General features: G+C 55.8%; 17 protein-coding genes. 6 read left to right on the plus strand and 11 right to left on the minus strand.

Features of this window, described 5'->3' with window-relative positions:
- Position 1: 1 nt before the first annotated feature.
- From AC2FNU_RS06435 to iscR, 8 genes are read right to left on the minus strand one after another with little or no spacing between them, the layout of a single operon-like run.
- Positions 2-568, minus strand: coding sequence for a YIP1 family protein (locus AC2FNU_RS06435; protein ID WP_496786233.1), 567 nt, complete (start codon positions 566-568; stop codon positions 2-4).
- On the minus strand, positions 565-1,050 hold the full coding sequence (locus tag AC2FNU_RS06440; RefSeq protein ID WP_496786236.1) for a YIP1 family protein: 486 nt from the start codon (positions 1,048-1,050) through the stop codon (positions 565-567). The genes AC2FNU_RS06435 and AC2FNU_RS06440 overlap by 4 nt, the downstream gene beginning before the upstream one ends.
- On the minus strand, positions 1,050-2,330 hold the full coding sequence (locus AC2FNU_RS06445; RefSeq protein ID WP_496786240.1) for a SufB/SufD family protein: 1,281 nt from the start codon (positions 2,328-2,330) through the stop codon (positions 1,050-1,052). The genes AC2FNU_RS06440 and AC2FNU_RS06445 overlap by 1 nt, the downstream gene beginning before the upstream one ends.
- The gene (gene sufC, locus AC2FNU_RS06450; RefSeq protein ID WP_480798968.1) at positions 2,330-3,085 is read right to left on the minus strand and encodes a Fe-S cluster assembly ATPase SufC; all 756 of its coding nucleotides are present in this window, start codon (positions 3,083-3,085) and stop codon (positions 2,330-2,332) included. The genes AC2FNU_RS06445 and sufC overlap by 1 nt, the downstream gene beginning before the upstream one ends.
- 49 nt (positions 3,086-3,134) lie before the next feature.
- On the minus strand, positions 3,135-3,338 hold the full coding sequence (locus tag AC2FNU_RS06455) for a hypothetical protein (protein WP_496786246.1): 204 nt from the start codon (positions 3,336-3,338) through the stop codon (positions 3,135-3,137).
- Entirely contained in the window at positions 3,338-4,858 is a 1,521-nt protein-coding gene (gene sufB / locus AC2FNU_RS06460; protein WP_171089979.1) for a Fe-S cluster assembly protein SufB, read from the minus strand. Before sufB ends, AC2FNU_RS06455 begins: the two co-directional genes overlap by 1 nt.
- Positions 4,859-4,876: 18 nt before the next feature.
- Positions 4,877-5,920 carry a cysteine desulfurase family protein gene (locus AC2FNU_RS06465; RefSeq protein ID WP_496786252.1) on the minus strand — a complete coding sequence of 348 codons (1,044 nt, stop codon included), beginning with the start codon at positions 5,918-5,920 and terminating at the stop codon, positions 4,877-4,879.
- Between the two features lie 51 nt (positions 5,921-5,971).
- A complete protein-coding gene (iscR, locus tag AC2FNU_RS06470; protein WP_171089975.1) occupies positions 5,972-6,430 on the minus strand; it encodes a Fe-S cluster assembly transcriptional regulator IscR in 459 nt (152 codons plus the stop codon).
- Positions 6,431-6,609: 179 nt separating this feature from the next.
- Between iscR and AC2FNU_RS06475 the strand changes: the two genes are divergently transcribed.
- From AC2FNU_RS06475 to AC2FNU_RS06500, 6 genes are all read left to right on the plus strand, one after another.
- The gene (locus tag AC2FNU_RS06475) at positions 6,610-7,263 is read left to right on the plus strand and encodes an alpha/beta hydrolase (RefSeq protein WP_170324952.1); all 654 of its coding nucleotides are present in this window, start codon (positions 6,610-6,612) and stop codon (positions 7,261-7,263) included.
- Positions 7,263-7,508, plus strand: coding sequence for a hypothetical protein (locus tag AC2FNU_RS06480; RefSeq protein ID WP_171089973.1), 246 nt, complete (start codon positions 7,263-7,265; stop codon positions 7,506-7,508). The genes AC2FNU_RS06475 and AC2FNU_RS06480 overlap by 1 nt, the downstream gene beginning before the upstream one ends.
- Positions 7,505-8,674, plus strand: a complete 1,170-nt coding sequence (locus tag AC2FNU_RS06485; protein WP_496786262.1) for an HD domain-containing protein — start codon at positions 7,505-7,507, stop codon at positions 8,672-8,674. The genes AC2FNU_RS06480 and AC2FNU_RS06485 overlap by 4 nt, the downstream gene beginning before the upstream one ends.
- 360 nt (positions 8,675-9,034) lie before the next feature.
- Entirely contained in the window at positions 9,035-9,370 is a 336-nt protein-coding gene (locus AC2FNU_RS06490; RefSeq protein WP_496786266.1) for a DMT family transporter, read from the plus strand.
- Between the two features lie 76 nt (positions 9,371-9,446).
- Positions 9,447-11,264, plus strand: coding sequence for a translational GTPase TypA (gene typA, locus AC2FNU_RS06495; protein ID WP_496786269.1), 1,818 nt, complete (start codon positions 9,447-9,449; stop codon positions 11,262-11,264).
- 300 nt (positions 11,265-11,564) lie between these two features.
- The gene (locus AC2FNU_RS06500) at positions 11,565-12,131 is read left to right on the plus strand and encodes a hypothetical protein (RefSeq protein ID WP_496786271.1); all 567 of its coding nucleotides are present in this window, start codon (positions 11,565-11,567) and stop codon (positions 12,129-12,131) included.
- Between the two features lie 162 nt (positions 12,132-12,293).
- On the opposite strand, the gene AC2FNU_RS06505 is transcribed toward AC2FNU_RS06500, so the two are convergent.
- The 3 genes from AC2FNU_RS06505 to AC2FNU_RS06515 form a co-directional block, all read right to left on the minus strand.
- Positions 12,294-12,917 carry a transglutaminase-like cysteine peptidase gene (locus AC2FNU_RS06505; protein WP_496786273.1) on the minus strand — a complete coding sequence of 208 codons (624 nt, stop codon included), beginning with the start codon at positions 12,915-12,917 and terminating at the stop codon, positions 12,294-12,296.
- A gap of 345 nt (positions 12,918-13,262) precedes the next feature.
- Positions 13,263-13,550, minus strand: coding sequence for a DUF1330 domain-containing protein (locus AC2FNU_RS06510; RefSeq protein WP_496786276.1), 288 nt, complete (start codon positions 13,548-13,550; stop codon positions 13,263-13,265).
- 1 nt (position 13,551) lies between these two features.
- Positions 13,552-14,745: DHHA1 domain-containing protein (locus AC2FNU_RS06515; protein WP_496786281.1), on the minus strand; the 1,194-nt coding region annotated here is incomplete at its 5' end.

The following is a 14,745-nucleotide window of genomic DNA, read 5'->3' on the forward strand; positions in this document are numbered from 1 at the left end:
CCTAGACGGGTCCGGTTGGGTTGAACATCAGGACAATGGGTAAGGCAGCAATTGCAGCCAACAGAATTACGGCAAATGCTTTACCAAGCGAACCGAACTGATGCGCCTCGTTCAGAAAATGCAGCGTAATGTATAGGCTCCACCCCAATGTCGCCAGCAGCAGCAATAGCGTCAGAGCGGGTAAAGTCACGCTGGAAAGGACCATGGCCAGCAACGCGCCGCTTTGCAAAAAGCTCAGCCAGATCATCAGGATCAACAAGCCGGAAAGCGTTGCGCGACCCCCAAGAACACGTCCGACCAAAAGAAAGGCGACTACGCTCAGAAGCATCGCACCAGCGGATCGGATTAGAATGAACGGGATGCTTTCGGCCTCGGCGTTCACTGGGGCTTCGGGCGCCATAAAGATCAGGTCCGTGCTGAGCTGGATCAGGCAGTTGAAGACCACCACCAGAAAAAAGCTCAGCCAGACCGCTTCACGTCCCAGATTCAGAGCCAATATCTGACGGGCCGCCTCGGCAGGGCGCCTGAGCGTCAGAAGCACCAGTGGACCCAGTTGTGGAATAGTCATTCAGCCGACCTTTGCACTTGTCTGAGACCGGATAACCAGAACCACACAAAAACAGCAACCCAGAGGATGCCCACAATTGACAAAGCAGGTCCGGGTCCGATGAATCCGGCCACCAGACCATTCAGCAAAACCAGTGGTGCGGATGATAGCAGCGCCCAGAACAAAGCCAGCCTTGCCCCATAGGCAGAACCCTTGCCGCCAACCAAGCGCGCGGCCCAGTGCGAAACCAAAGCCAGCGTGTAGAAAAACAACGGCAAAATGAACACGGTACCCAAAAGCGCACCGCCAAGCAGCATGTTCAGCTCCACACCTTCCAGATGCGCTTGGCGTGCGAGGCCGGGCATCTGCGCAATAAACGCGACGATGCAAAAGCCCATCACAAATACCAATGCCCGGTCTTCTCGTGGCCCCAAATCCAGAAGCCGGCGAACAACACGCCCCGGCCCCCGGTATGTTGCCAATATATCTGACGAAAGAGGCATCAGCTGCGGCGGGCGAGCCACCCCTCCAGACGGCTGACAATCGCTTCTGCCAACGCGCTGTCTTCAATTTCGTCCACCGCTTCGGCCAGGAACGCAAGTGTCAGCATATTGGTCGCGTCTTTGGTCGGCACCCCGCGTGACCGCAGGTAGAACAGCGCAGTTTCGTCAATCGCGCCCGAAGTCGAGCCATGCGAGCACGCCACATCGTCGGCGTAAATCTCAAGCTCGGGCTTGGCAAGGAACTGGCTGTCGTCATCCAGAAGCAGCGATTGGCTGATCTGATACCCGTCGGTTTTCTGGGCGCCTTCCTTTACAAGGATTTTGCCCTGAAACACACCGGTTGCTCCGTTTCGCAGAACCTTTTTGAACACCTGACGGCTTTCGCAGTTCACTGCGTCATGGGTGATGAAGACCGTGTCGTCGTGATGGAAATCGCCGTCTCCAACACAGGCACCGGCCACATGGGCAATTGCATCATCTCCGGTCAGTTCAACGACTTGCTCGTTACGGGTCAGGACGCCATTTACCGTCAGCGTGAAGGACTTATACACTGACTCTTTCCCCAGACGCGTGAACATATGGGTCGCGGCGCGACGTTCATGGTCCCTGCCCTGCGCGCGCACGTGATGCAGCGTACCGTTGTCAGCTATATCGATCTCCATGCACTTGTTAAAACGCGAGGCTGCCGGACCGGTTTCAAGAATTGTCGCCTCGGCCTCACTTTCCACACGAACCACGTGATGCAAGATCGCGTCTGACGTTGGCGACGCATGGCGGTAGATCAGGTTAATTGGCTTGGACGGTTTGCCTGTCACATGAATGGCAACACCATCCGACGCAAAAGCTGTGTTCAGTGCTGCCAACGGACGCTGAACCGGAGACTGACCGCGGGCTTCCAAAACGCCATACAGGTCTTTGGCCCAATGGATGTCTTTGCAGCAAATGTCTTCGAGACGGTCGATGCTTACGCCTTCCATCGACAGGTCGTCCGACTCTTCGGCGCTGAACACACCGTCTACGAAGACGATGTTGAGCCGATCAAATTCACTGAAAACCAGCGGCTCATCATCGGCAAACACTGCAGCGGGGATCGCGTCGGGCGCGACAAGTGTGTCGGGTTGAGTGTATTTCCAGTATTCGTCGCGGCGCCCTGGCAGACCCATTTCCAGAACACGCGCCAGAGCGTCTTCGCGGGCAGCACGGGTGCAGCCAGCGTCTGGCATCGTCAGCGCAGACAGCCGTGCCTCGGTTGCGGATTGTTTGACTTCGGGCAAGGCCATCAGTTCACCTCGGCAAGAATGTCGGCATAACCGTTGTTTTCAACCTCAAGCGCCAGATCCGGGCCACCGGTTTTGACGATGCGGCCATCCGCCATGATATGCACAACGTCCGGTTTGATGTGGTCCAGCAAGCGCTGGTAATGCGTGATCACCAGAAACCCACGGCCTTCGTCGCGCAGCGCGTTCACACCTTCGGCCACCAGCTTCATCGCGTCCACGTCAAGGCCCGAGTCGGTCTCGTCCATGATGCACATCTTGGGTTCCAGCATGGCCATCTGCAGGATCTCGTTGCGTTTTTTCTCACCACCCGAGAAGCCTACGTTGACCGGGCGCTTCAGCATGTCAGCATCGATCTTCAGGGTTTTCGCCTTGGCGCGTACCTCTTTCAGGAAGTCGGCTGCCGACAATTCTTCTTCTCCACGCGCTTTGCGCTGTGCATTCACGGCGGTCCGCAGGAAGGTCATGTTGCCAACGCCGGGAATCTCAACGGGATATTGGAATGCCAGGAAAACACCTGCTGCGGCACGCTCTTCCGGCTCCATCTCCAAAAGGTCTGCACCGTCCAGCGTGGCCGAACCCTCGGTGACTTCATATCCATCACGACCGGACAGAACATAGCTGAGCGTCGATTTACCCGACCCATTGGGCCCCATGATCGCATGCACCTTGCCGGCCTCAACCGTCAGGTCCACACCTTTGAGAATTTGCTTGTCTTCTTCTTCAAGCTGCACGTGCAGGTTCTTGATTTCCAGCATGTTTTGTCCTTTTGCGTATCGCAAGGGGCACCGCGGCCCCGTCTATTACCTAGCCCAGAATTCTGCGGATCAGACGCGCGGCAATCCAACCCAGGATTGCCCCTCCGCCCACCGCCCATACCGGGTTGATGAACTCCATATGATTGACATTGACGTAGGCAACGCCCAGCAACCCTCCCAGAACCGGAAAGATGTACCCAATCCAGGTCACCACATCACCTTTCTGGATGCGGGTGCGAGGCGCGCGCGTCATCAACCAACCGAACCTTCCAGCGAAATTGCCACCAACTGCTGCGCCTCCATGGCAAATTCCATCGGCAGCGCCTGAAGCACGTCCTTGCAAAAGCCGTTGACGACCAGCGCGACGGCCTCTTCTTCGTCCATGCCGCGCTGACGGCAATAGAACAGTTGATCGTCATCCACTTTCGACGTCGTCGCCTCATGCTCAACACGGGACGAGTTGTTCTTGACCTCGATATACGGAACCGTGTGTGCGCCGCATTTGTCTCCGATCAGCAAGCTGTCACACTGCGTATAGTTCCGGCTGTCTTTGGCTTTCGGATGCATCGAGACCAGACCACGATAGGTGTTCTGCGCCTTGCCCGCGCTGATGCCTTTGGACACGATGCGCGATTTGGTGTTCTTGCCCAGATGAACCATCTTGGTGCCGGTGTCGGCCTGCTGATAGTTGTTGGCAATCGCGATCGAATAGAACTCACCCTGGCTTTCGTTACCGCGCAGAATGCACGACGGGTATTTCCAGGTCACGGCCGAGCCGGTTTCCACCTGCGTCCACATCACTTTGGACCGATCACCCCGGCAATCGGCGCGTTTGGTTACAAAGTTATAGATGCCGCCCTTGCCGTTCTCATCCCCGGGGAACCAGTTCTGAACGGTCGAGTATTTCACCTCGGCGTCTTCTTCGACGATGATCTCGACCACAGCCGCGTGCAGCTGGGCCGTATCACGCTGAGGCGCGGTGCAGCCTTCCAGATAAGAAACGTACGAGCCCTTGTCTGCGATAATTAGCGTGCGTTCGAACTGACCGGTGTTTTCGGCGTTGATGCGGAAGTAAGTGCTCAGCTCCATAGGGCAACGAACACCCGGCGGGATGTACACAAACGACCCGTCCGAGAACACGGCCGAGTTCAGTGTCGCATAGAAGTTGTCCGAAACAGGAACGACCGTGCCAAGGTACTTCTTGACCAGTTCGGGATGTTCTTTGATCGCTTCCGAGATCGAGCAGAAAATCACGCCCGCCTTCTTCAGTTCGGCCTGAAAGGTTGTACCGACTGATACCGAGTCAAAAACCGCGTCTACAGCAACCTTGCGGCCTTCGGCTGGCGCATCTTCAGCGCCTTCGACACCGGCCAGAATCATCTGTTCTTTCAGCGGGATACCCAGCTTTTCGTAAGTCGCCAGCAGCTTGGGATCGACCTCATCCAGCGACTTTGGCTTTTCTTCCATGGATTTCGGACGCGCATAGTAATACTGATCCTGAAAGTCGATCTCAGGGTAGTTGACCATCGCCCATTTGGGCTCTTCCATCTTGGTCCAGCGTTCAAATGCGGCCAGGCGCCATTCGGTCATCCATTCCGGTTCATCATTCTTATCCGAGATCAGACGGACGATATCCGGGTTCACGCCTTTTGGCGCGTACTCCATCTCGATGTCGGTATCCCAGCCGTATTTGTAGGTTCCGACCTCGCGTACCGCATCCACGGTTTCCTGATCGACACCCTCTTTCACCTGGGTCTGGTCCAAAGCGGCCATAACTTACCCTCCGTCAAATCACGCGGCCCGCGCGCGATGCTTTTTCTCTTTCTCAAGCCACGTTTCGGCGAAACGCAGCACATCTTCTTTCGTTGTCCGAGGGCCCAGCGAAACGCGGATCGCGCTGCTGGCTGTCACCTCGTCGTATCCCATTGCGGTGAGCACCGCGCTGGCACGAACCTTGCCGCTGGAACAGGCAGAGCCCGCACTGACCGCAAAACCCGACAGATCCATCTGCATGACCTGGGTTTCACCTTTCCAGCCGGGGGCGGCAAAACACAGGGTGTTGGGCAGGCGTTGCCGCCCTTTCCCGACAAAAATAGGTGATTTTACAGCAGCCTCAAGAGCGTTTTCTAGAATATTTCTAAATTCTTCAACCTGCTCCCAAACACCACTGGCCAGGTCACGTGCTGCCGCTTCAGCTGCGGCGCCGAAACCCGCGATTCCAATGACATTTTCCGTTCCAGACCGGCGACCCATTTCCTGACCACCGCCCTTGATCTGAGCTGGCAGGTCAGTTCCGCGCTTCATAACAACCGCGCCGACACCCTTGGGGCCGCCCAGTTTATGCGCCGACACCAGAGCCATCTGGGCATACATCCAGTTGAACGCAATCGGCAGCTTCCCAAAGGCCTGCGTGGCGTCTGTCACAGCCAATCCGGGCGGTAATGTCTGAACGACTCCGGTCTCAGAATTTGCCAGTTGAAGGGTCGAGGCTTCGGGTGACGCGACCAACACTTCGCCAGTTTCAGAAACGGAGAGGTCTTCTTTGATCCAAGCCCTTACGGCATCATGTTCAACCGCAGAACCATGCAGGTGACGCCCAGCCAAAGTTAATGCTGCGCCCTCCGTCGAGCCCGAGGTGAAAACGATATCTGCCCCATCTGCACCAAAAGCCGCAGCAACCTGTGCCCGCGCCCGTTCGACAAGCGCCTTTGCGGCGCGGCCTTCGGCGTGAACAGAGGACGGATTTCCGCAGACATCCATCGCAGCGATCATCGCATCTCGTGCTTCGGGCCGCAGAGGCGTCGTCGCATTATGATCCAGATAAACACGATTCATGGATGCATCTTTTCGCCAACAAATTTCATATGCCTGTGTCGCCTCACCGGATTACTCGTCCACCACCGAGAACAGGCTCGGCACGGCGGGGCATGGGGCAAGGTCGTTCTTGATCACGTCAGACAGGCGCGTCTGATGCAAAAACACATAGACATGGGCGCTCAGGCTTTCCCAAAGGCGGTTGGTCAGGGATTGCGCGCGGCTGCCCGAAGATGCGCCAGAGGCTCCGGCCCCTTTTTGCAACGCATCAACCGTTTCATCCACGGCGGCCAAAATCTCGACCACGCGGATTTCAGACGCAGGTCGCGCCAGCCGGTACCCGCCGCCCGGCCCGCGTACCGATGAAACCAGTTCGGCCCGGCGCAGTTTCACAAAAAGCTGCTCCAGATAAGGCAGCGACACATCCTGGCGTTCTGAGATTTCTCCAAGGGTCACAAGCCGGTCGCTTGGCTGCAACGCAATATCCGCCAAGGCAACCATCGCGTATCGCCCTTTGGTCGACAGCTTCATCTTTTGCCCCCTCTTTGCAGGAATTGCGCGAAATCATTGACGCCGACGCTGCCAGTGCGTATCTCCGACTGACAGCGCTGATGCGCGGTGAAATGTAATTAGAACCGTTCTAAGGTGTCCGACGATTATCGTCAAGTATATCCCGGCACCCGCACGAAAAAGACAGGACCAAAGCACACATGCCCGAGGTGATTTTTCCCGGACCCGAAGGCCGCCTGGAAGGCCGCTACCACCCGCAAAAGGAAAAAGACGCACCGATCGCAATCGTGCTTCACCCGCATCCTCAATTTGGCGGGACCATGAACAACAAGGTGGTCTATAACCTGCACTATGCCTTTTACAACATGGGCTTCACCGTGTTGCGCTTTAACTTCCGCGGTGTGGGCCGCAGTCAGGGAGAGTATGATCAGGGCGTAGGTGAGCTAAGCGATGCTGCCTCTGCGCTGGATTATCTGCAGTCGATGAACAACAACTCGAAACACTGCTGGGTCGCAGGGTTTTCGTTTGGGGCATGGATCGGAATGCAGTTGCTGATGCGCCGCCCGGAAATCACGGGGTTCATCAGTGTGTCGCCTCCCGCGAACATGTACGACTTTTCGTTCCTGGCGCCCTGCCCCTCATCCGGCCTGATCATCAACGGATCCGCTGACCGCGTGGCACCTCCGGCAGATACAACGTCGCTGGTGAACAAACTGCACGAGCAAAAGGGCATCACGATCACTCACAACGAGGTTGAAGGTGCAGATCACTTCTTCCAGGATCGACACATGGACACGCTGATCACAGACGTCAGCGACTATGTGAAACGCCGCCTGACCGAGAACACCCGCTGATGTCCGACACCATCACAACTCTTGCGGCCAAACTGGCCGAAGATACGATGAAGGTTATGGACGAAACCGGGGAAGACCGTTTCTTTGTCGAAGTCGGTGAGGTACTGGGTGCCGCGTCGCAGTCTTTGGAAGAGGCATTTCTGACCGAAATCCGCGTACGCCTGGCCGAACGCAAGGCCAGACAGTTTGTCATCAGACGTCTGGCGGCACACCGCTCCAAACAAAAAGCGATTGAAAAGCAATGAGTGATCGTTTGTCGGCCCAGATTGAGTTTCTGAAACGGGCCGACATGCTGAAAACGGTCGAGCGTGCAAACGTTTTGCTCGACCAGTCCCGCCCCGAAAACTCTGCCGAACACAGCTGGCATCTGGCATTGTGGGCCATGGTGATGGCCCCATTGGCCGGGCCAGATGTGTCGATTGATCGGGTTATCCGAATGTTGCTGTTGCATGATTTGGTTGAAATCGTCGTGGGCGACCACCCAATCCATTTGGAAACCGACTGGGATAAGTTGGCGGATGCAGAACAAACTGCAGCGTCAGAGCTGTTTGGGCTGTTACCTGAAGATCAGGCGCAAGTCTTTTTGTCCTTGTGGCAAGAGTTCGAGGCTGACCAGACACCAGATGCGCGGTTTGCGAAAGTTCTGGATCGATGCCAACCGCTGTTTCAGGTGCTGTGCGCGTCTGATCCCAAACCAGACCATGTGGATATTGCCCGCGCCAATCTGGACGGTGGACGCGCGGCCTATCTTTCACAGGTCTTTCCACTGGCCTACCGCCACGCAAATGACCTCCTGACCGGGTCGGAACCTCAGGACAATGCCTTTACAAGGCGGCTCGACTTTCTGACCGAAGCAGATCAGTTGAAATCGGTGATACGCGCGTCGCGCCTTATGGCTGCGGATCGGTTAGAGAACTCGGCAGAGCATTCATGGCATATCATGCTTTACGCCTGGGTTTTGTCAGAACACGCACATTCCGAGATTCATGTGGATCGTGTTCTTCAGATGCTTCTTCTGCACGATATCGTCGAAATCGACGCCGGAGATCACCCTATTCACGGTCAGGTCAACTATGCCGAGCAGGAAGCAAAGGAACAAGCGGCGGCTCAGCGTTTGTTCGGCCTTTTGCCAGACGCGCAGCAGAAATTTTTCACGGACTTGTGGCAGGAATTCGAGGCCTGCGAGAGTGTCGACGCTCGATTTGCAAAATCAGTCGACCGCTTTCAGACACCAATTGCCAACCTCGAAAACGGTGGCGGCTCCTGGCGCGAATACAACGTGTCTTTTGCTCAACTCGAAGCGCGTGTGGGACCGGCGATCAGAAACGGAGCGCCAGATCTTTGGAGTTGGCTGTACCCCAAGCTCGTCGGTTTTTTTCAAAGCCAAGAAGCTGCACCACTGGACGCATAACAGAAAAAAGGAGCCCAAAGGCTCCTTTTTCCCTTTCAAGTTCCGAGTGGCTTTAGAACACACGACTAACATCAAACTGTTGAACCACAATGGCTGCCTCATTTTCGACGGACCCCCCGTCGGCAAGCCACCCAAGTGCCACTATCAGACCAGAAACAAAAATGACTGACTTTGCGAATGTCGTCATCGGAAAAAACTCATTAACAAATCATAAAATATGAAGCATATCTTACACTTGTTCTAAGCCGGGAATAGTAAGGTATACCTGACCCCACGGAAGTTTTATTTTGAGACCGGGCTTGCCTGTTCTGTGCGTTCTGTGTTCAAGGCGCAGAAAACTCATAACTTCGAGAGACCCTGATGCCTCAAGCCTATCTGTTTCTGTTACTCGCCGTGATGGCGGAAACCATCGGCACAACCGCTCTGCAGGCCAGCCAGCAATTCACCCGGTTTTGGCCGTCCGTCCTTGTTGTTTTGGGGTACGGGGTCGCGTTCTATCTTCTGGCGCTGACCCTCAGAACCATGCCTGTTGGCATCGTTTACGCAATCTGGTCCGGGCTGGGAATCTTTCTGATCGCAATCATCGGGTTCCTGGTGTTTGGTCAGAAGCTGGATTGGCCTGCGGTGCTTGGCCTGACAATGATTCTGGCTGGAATTTTGATCATTCACCTGTTTTCGAAGACAGCCGGCCACTGATCCACGGTTAGGGCTGGTATATTTTGCCGCGCCGCGTTATGCGCGCGGCAACTTCCCGTTCAAAGGCTGACCTCTCATGGACCTGCGCAATATCGCAATCATCGCTCACGTGGACCACGGTAAAACGACTCTGGTGGATGAGCTGCTTAAACAATCCGGTGCGTTCCGGGAAAATCAGGCTGTGGCGGAACGTGCCATGGACAGCAATGATCTGGAACGTGAACGCGGCATTACCATTCTGGCCAAAGCCACTTCGGTCGAGTGGAAAGATACCCGCATCAACATCGTCGACACCCCAGGCCACGCTGATTTCGGTGGCGAGGTTGAGCGGATCCTCAGCATGGTTGACGGCGTTGTCCTGCTGGTTGACGCCGCCGAAGGTCCGATGCCGCAGACCAAATTTGTGACCTCCAAAGCGCTGGCCCTTGGCTTGCGCCCGATCGTGGTTCTGAACAAGGTCGACAAACCGGATGCCGAACCGGATCGCGCGCTGGACGAATGTTTTGATCTGTTCGCCAACCTTGGGGCGGATGATGATCAGCTTGATTTCCCAGCCATGTACGCGTCAGGCCGTTCCGGCTGGGCAGATATGGAACTAGACGGCCCCCGCAAGGATCTGAGCGCCCTGTTCGATCTTATCGTTGATCACGTCCCTGCCCCCAAGCAAATCGAACACAAGGATGAGCCGTTCCGCATGTTGGCCACCACGCTCGGCAGCGATCCATTTATCGGTCGAATTCTGACGGGTCGCGTGGAAAGCGGCACCCTGAAAGCGGGCGATAGCCTGAAAGCGCTCAGCCGTGATGGCACACTGATCGAAAACTTCCGGGCGTCAAAAATCCTGGCTTTCCGTGGCCTGGCGCAACAACCCATCGATGTCGCCGAAGCCGGGGACATCGTGACCATTGCCGGTATGAGCAAGGCCACTGTGGCGGATTCGCTGGTTTCCCCACAGGTTGAAGAGGCCCTGCCCGCGCAGCCCATCGATCCGCCAACCATCACCGTAACTTTCGGCATCAACGATTCACCTCTGGCGGGTCGCGACGGCAAAAAGGTTCAATCCCGCGTCATCCGTGATCGCCTGATGAAAGAAGCCGAGTCGAACGTTGCGATCCGTATCACCGACACTCCTGGCGGCGAAGCCTTCGAAGTTGCTGGTCGTGGCGAATTGCAGATGGGTGTTCTGATCGAGAACATGCGCCGCGAGGGTTTCGAACTCAGCATCTCCCGACCACAGGTTCTGTTTCGCGAGGAAAACGGTCAACGGTTGGAGCCCGTGGAAGAAGTCACCATCGACGTGGATGACGAATATTCTGGCTCAGTAATCGAGAAAATTACCGGTGCCCGCAAAGGCGAACTTGTCGAGATGCGACCGGCTGGTGCGGGAAAGACCCGGATCATCGCCCACGTCCCATCGCGCGGTCTGATCGGCTATCATGGTGAGTTTTTGACCGATACACGCGGCACTGGCGTTCTGAACCGGGTGTTCCACGACTGGGCGCCTCACAAAGGCCAGATCCCCGGCCGTCGCGCGGGCGTTCTGATCTCGATGGAGAACGGACAGGCCGTAGCTTATGCGCTGTGGAACCTAGAGGAACGCGGGCGCATGTTTGTTGGTCCGCAGACCGATGTCTATCAGGGCATGGTGATCGGAGAGCATTCGCGCGACAATGATCTGGAGGTCAATCCGCTGAAGGGCAAAAAGCTGACCAACGTGCGTGCCAGTGGTTCAGACGATGCGGTACGTCTTACGCCGCACGTTCAGTTTTCGCTGGAAGAAGCCATTGCTTACATAGACGACGACGAACTGGTCGAAGTGACGCCCAACGCAATCCGACTGCGCAAACGTTACCTTGACCCGCACGAACGCAAGCGGATGGCCAAATCGGCCTGAACAACCTGTGCTTGTGACTGACCCAACAGGAAACAATGGCAGAACTGTGGCATTTTTGCTTCCAATGGATCAAAAAACGATTTTTGAAAGGTCGGGCAAAACGCCCGGCTTTTTCTTGAAAAGATAGGCTTTTCTACTTTAGTTTGCATTAATTTTAACTCACTCGCCTCTGGCACATCTTGCGATTACGTCGATCTAAAGGTGTAAATGTGCCCGAAGTGTGACGTCGTTCACTCACATAACAGTTAAAATGGTGCATAGCGATGCACGTGAAAGGTACCGAGTTCCGAGGAGTTAATGATGGTTTTTCGTTCCCTTAAGTTACCAGTCTTTTTTGCCGTATCGGCATTTTTTGTTTTGCCTGCCAGCGATACGTTTGCAGGCGAAGCGTGTACCGTAAAAACAGCCCGTCAGTCTGCAGGCTCGCCTTCGGTCTTGTGCGACTGCGATACCGTTACCACTGGCATGTTGCGGTATATTCAGCGCCGCGCAGATTTTGATGAGATCGTAGCACGGTTGGGCGCTGAATGTTCTCCGCTTGCTGATTTGCTAACTGACCTTCCCACAGCGTCAGTCGGGTCGACGGACACGCGCGCGGGCGATGGTCCGGCAAATGAAAATGACGATAACAACACAGGCGGCGGTGGCGGCGGTGGAGGTGGCTTCGGCAACACGCCGGACAATGACGGTCCACAAGGCGATCCCGGACCTCAGGGGGACCCTGATCCACAAGGTGACCCAGACCCGCAGGGCGATCCCGATCCACAAGGTGACCCGGACCCGCAGGGCGACCCGGATCCGCAAGACGATCCCGAGCCCCATGATCCTGACTATGATTACCCGGGTGACGGAATCGGCCTCCGTTAAACGACTGTACTGAAACCAGGAAGGTCGCCGAAATACTCGGCGACCTTTTGAACATGAAACTGTTCCTTAATAAGCTTCGATCAATCAAAACCGCTTTGATGCAGAACAGCTCTATGGTTTCCGCATCGCTTGTCTCTTGAACCGCTAATTGAGAGTTTAGCCTTAGCTTTTACCGTAGACGCCGACCCACCTTTGCGGTTGGCTCGGATCCTGCATTCTGAGGAAAAGGTATTTTGTCTTTGACCAAGGCTTGATTCTGTTGGTTTGGTTGTCCAACACCAAGTCGCCTTGATGTGATCTATAGACTAGTACAGCATGAGAATTACGCTGTGCGTCAAGAACTGTAGCGATCAGCAAACGATTTGGATCAACGCCTGCTTGGATCAGATCCCGTTTCTTGAGCAACGCAAAGTCTTCGCAATCACCGCCTCTGTTCGTTGGCAATGCCCAAAACTCTCTTGTTTTGTACTGTGACTGATCTGTGACTTCTCGGGTCGAGGCATTCACCCGCCGATTCACTTGCTGCACAATTTGCATTTCAGACTGACTGGACAGTGCCGCAGATCGTTTCGCCGTGCATGCCCACCGATACTGACTGCAAAGGTTTCGTGCTCCGGTAGGTGGAGGTGAGGACGCGACGGCGGGAATAAAGCGACCTTCAGAGGCCTGGGATTCTGTTGCCGCGAAAGGCGATGCCAGGAACATAGCGCTTAGACCAACAACACAAGCAGCGGAGGACAACGCCTTGGCAAACTGGTTGTTGGTCGTTTTGATCAATGACGTCATGCCCATTCCCCGATACAGTATCGTTTGAACGACTGCCGATACCAAAGGACCATATTCCACTTCTGGAAGGTATCCTTGAACGGCCCTCAGTCGCAATCACTGAGAACGTGCAAATGAAAAAGGGCGAAAATTCGTTCCCGATTTTGACAATTTCGAGCAGGAATTGAGAAAGGACCGCCACAATTTTGCGAAACCGTCAGTGGGTGAACATAAAGAAACAACCGTAAGAGTCGGAAATTTAATAGAAATGAAGACAGCCCGCAAATGCAGGCTGTTTTTCAGATGCGCGCGTCATGTGTAAGCTGAAAATCGCTGAAATCAGCCAAGCGGCCTTTTGGTCTTCACCTATTCGGTGATTTCGACCACGACCAACTCTCTTTCGCTGGCATTGCGGGCGTGATTCAACGCCTGCTGATATTCATCGGAATTATAGCATTCGACTGCTGATTCTAACGTTGGGAACCGGGCGACTACGTTGCGCGGCCGCTCTTTGCCTTCCAACTGAACATACCGCGCAGCCCGAGCGATGAACTCACCGCCGTGCTTGGCAATGGCTGGTCCGGCCAGCTCAGCGTATTTCCCATAGGCCTCAGCATCCGTGACCGTGACATGTGCAATCCAGAGTGCAGCCATCTTATCCTCCCAATACCTGTTCTGCGGCTTTTATCGCGGCATCTGCGTTCGACGCGTCTTTGCCGCCGCCTTGGGCCATATCAGGTCGGCCGCCGCCGCCTTTGCCGCCCAGCTCGATCACCGCCGCTTTGACCAGATCCACCGCCGAAACGGTCCCAGTCAGGTCGTCGGTCACACCGGCTGCGACCGCAGCCTTTCCACCTGTGTCAGCGATGAGCAGAACAGCGCCTGTTCCAAGGCGGGCTTTATGTTCGTCGATCAGCGCTGGAAGGTCTTTACCCGACACACCGCTCAGGGCTTGTGCCAGGAACTTAACGCCGTTGACATCCCGCGCTTCAGTTCCACCACCCTGCCCGGCGCCGCCTGCCATTGCCAAATCGCGACGCAGCTGAGCGACCTCGTTTTGCAAGGATTTGCGTTCGTCCAACAAACTTTTCACCCGAGCGACCACGTCATCCGGTTGCGCCTTCAATTCCAGCGCCACCTGCGCAAGCCGGTGATCCTGAGCCGAAAGGTAACGGTTCGCCTCATCCCCGGTCAGCGCTTCGATCCGGCGTACACCGGCACTGCTGGCGCTGTCACCCAGCACCACAAACGTGCCGATATCCCCCGTCTGGCGCACATGCGTACCCCCACACAGTTCGATCGACCAGGTTTCGCCATCCTGCCCCTTGCCGGTTGGGGCCTTGCCCATCGAGACAACACGTACTTCGTCGCCGTATTTCTCGCCAAACAAGGCTTGGGCTCCAAGCTCACGCGCATCGTCAGGCGTCATGATCCGGGTTTCGACGGTCGAGTTCTGACGGATAAAGCTATTCACCTCGCGCTCGACTTTTTGGATTTCCTCAAGGCTCAACGCTTTGGAATGGCTGAAATCAAACCGCAGACGATCCGCAGCATTCAGCGAGCCACGCTGCGCCACATGATCCCCCAGCGCTTCCCGCAACGCTTCGTGCAGCAGGTGGGTGGCCGAATGGTTGGCGCGAATAGCGGAACGGCGGGCGTGATCCACCTCAAGTTCAACCGCGTCGCCTTTGGACAAGCTGCCGTTCTCCACTGTCACCTTATGTGCATAGACTTTGCCATCGGCAAACTTCCTGGTGTCCTCCACCCGGCTGAGGTCATCACGGTCATCGACACGACGCAACTCGCCCGTATCGCCAATCTGACCACCGGCCTCGCCATAAAACGGGGT

The sequence above is a fragment of the Ruegeria sp. BHSB064 genome, assembly GCF_059613205.1.

What these genes read in the sequence shown, in the direction of transcription:
- AC2FNU_RS06510 (WP_496786276.1), bottom strand. Translation starts at nt 13,550, where the DNA reads ATGGCTGCACTCTGGATTGCACATGTCACGGTCACGGATGCTGAGGCC.
- sufC (WP_480798968.1), bottom strand. Translation starts at nt 3,085, where the DNA reads ATGCTGGAAATCAAGAACCTGCACGTGCAGCTTGAAGAAGAAGACAAG.
- typA (WP_496786269.1), top strand. Translation starts at nt 9,447, where the DNA reads ATGGACCTGCGCAATATCGCAATCATCGCTCACGTGGACCACGGTAAA.
- sufB (WP_171089979.1), bottom strand. Translation starts at nt 4,858, where the DNA reads ATGGCCGCTTTGGACCAGACCCAGGTGAAAGAGGGTGTCGATCAGGAA.
- AC2FNU_RS06480 (WP_171089973.1), top strand. Translation starts at nt 7,263, where the DNA reads ATGTCCGACACCATCACAACTCTTGCGGCCAAACTGGCCGAAGATACG.
- iscR (WP_171089975.1), bottom strand. Translation starts at nt 6,430, where the DNA reads ATGAAGCTGTCGACCAAAGGGCGATACGCGATGGTTGCCTTGGCGGAT.
- AC2FNU_RS06465 (WP_496786252.1), bottom strand. Translation starts at nt 5,920, where the DNA reads ATGAATCGTGTTTATCTGGATCATAATGCGACGACGCCTCTGCGGCCC.
- AC2FNU_RS06475 (WP_170324952.1), top strand. Translation starts at nt 6,610, where the DNA reads ATGCCCGAGGTGATTTTTCCCGGACCCGAAGGCCGCCTGGAAGGCCGC.
- AC2FNU_RS06445 (WP_496786240.1), bottom strand. Translation starts at nt 2,330, where the DNA reads ATGGCCTTGCCCGAAGTCAAACAATCCGCAACCGAGGCACGGCTGTCT.
- AC2FNU_RS06455 (WP_496786246.1), bottom strand. Translation starts at nt 3,338, where the DNA reads ATGACGCGCGCGCCTCGCACCCGCATCCAGAAAGGTGATGTGGTGACC.
- AC2FNU_RS06440 (WP_496786236.1), bottom strand. Translation starts at nt 1,050, where the DNA reads ATGCCTCTTTCGTCAGATATATTGGCAACATACCGGGGGCCGGGGCGT.
- AC2FNU_RS06505 (WP_496786273.1), bottom strand. Translation starts at nt 12,917, where the DNA reads ATGACGTCATTGATCAAAACGACCAACAACCAGTTTGCCAAGGCGTTG.
- AC2FNU_RS06490 (WP_496786266.1), top strand. Translation starts at nt 9,035, where the DNA reads ATGCCTCAAGCCTATCTGTTTCTGTTACTCGCCGTGATGGCGGAAACC.
- AC2FNU_RS06500 (WP_496786271.1), top strand. Translation starts at nt 11,565, where the DNA reads ATGGTTTTTCGTTCCCTTAAGTTACCAGTCTTTTTTGCCGTATCGGCA.
- AC2FNU_RS06435 (WP_496786233.1), bottom strand. Translation starts at nt 568, where the DNA reads ATGACTATTCCACAACTGGGTCCACTGGTGCTTCTGACGCTCAGGCGC.
- AC2FNU_RS06485 (WP_496786262.1), top strand. Translation starts at nt 7,505, where the DNA reads ATGAGTGATCGTTTGTCGGCCCAGATTGAGTTTCTGAAACGGGCCGAC.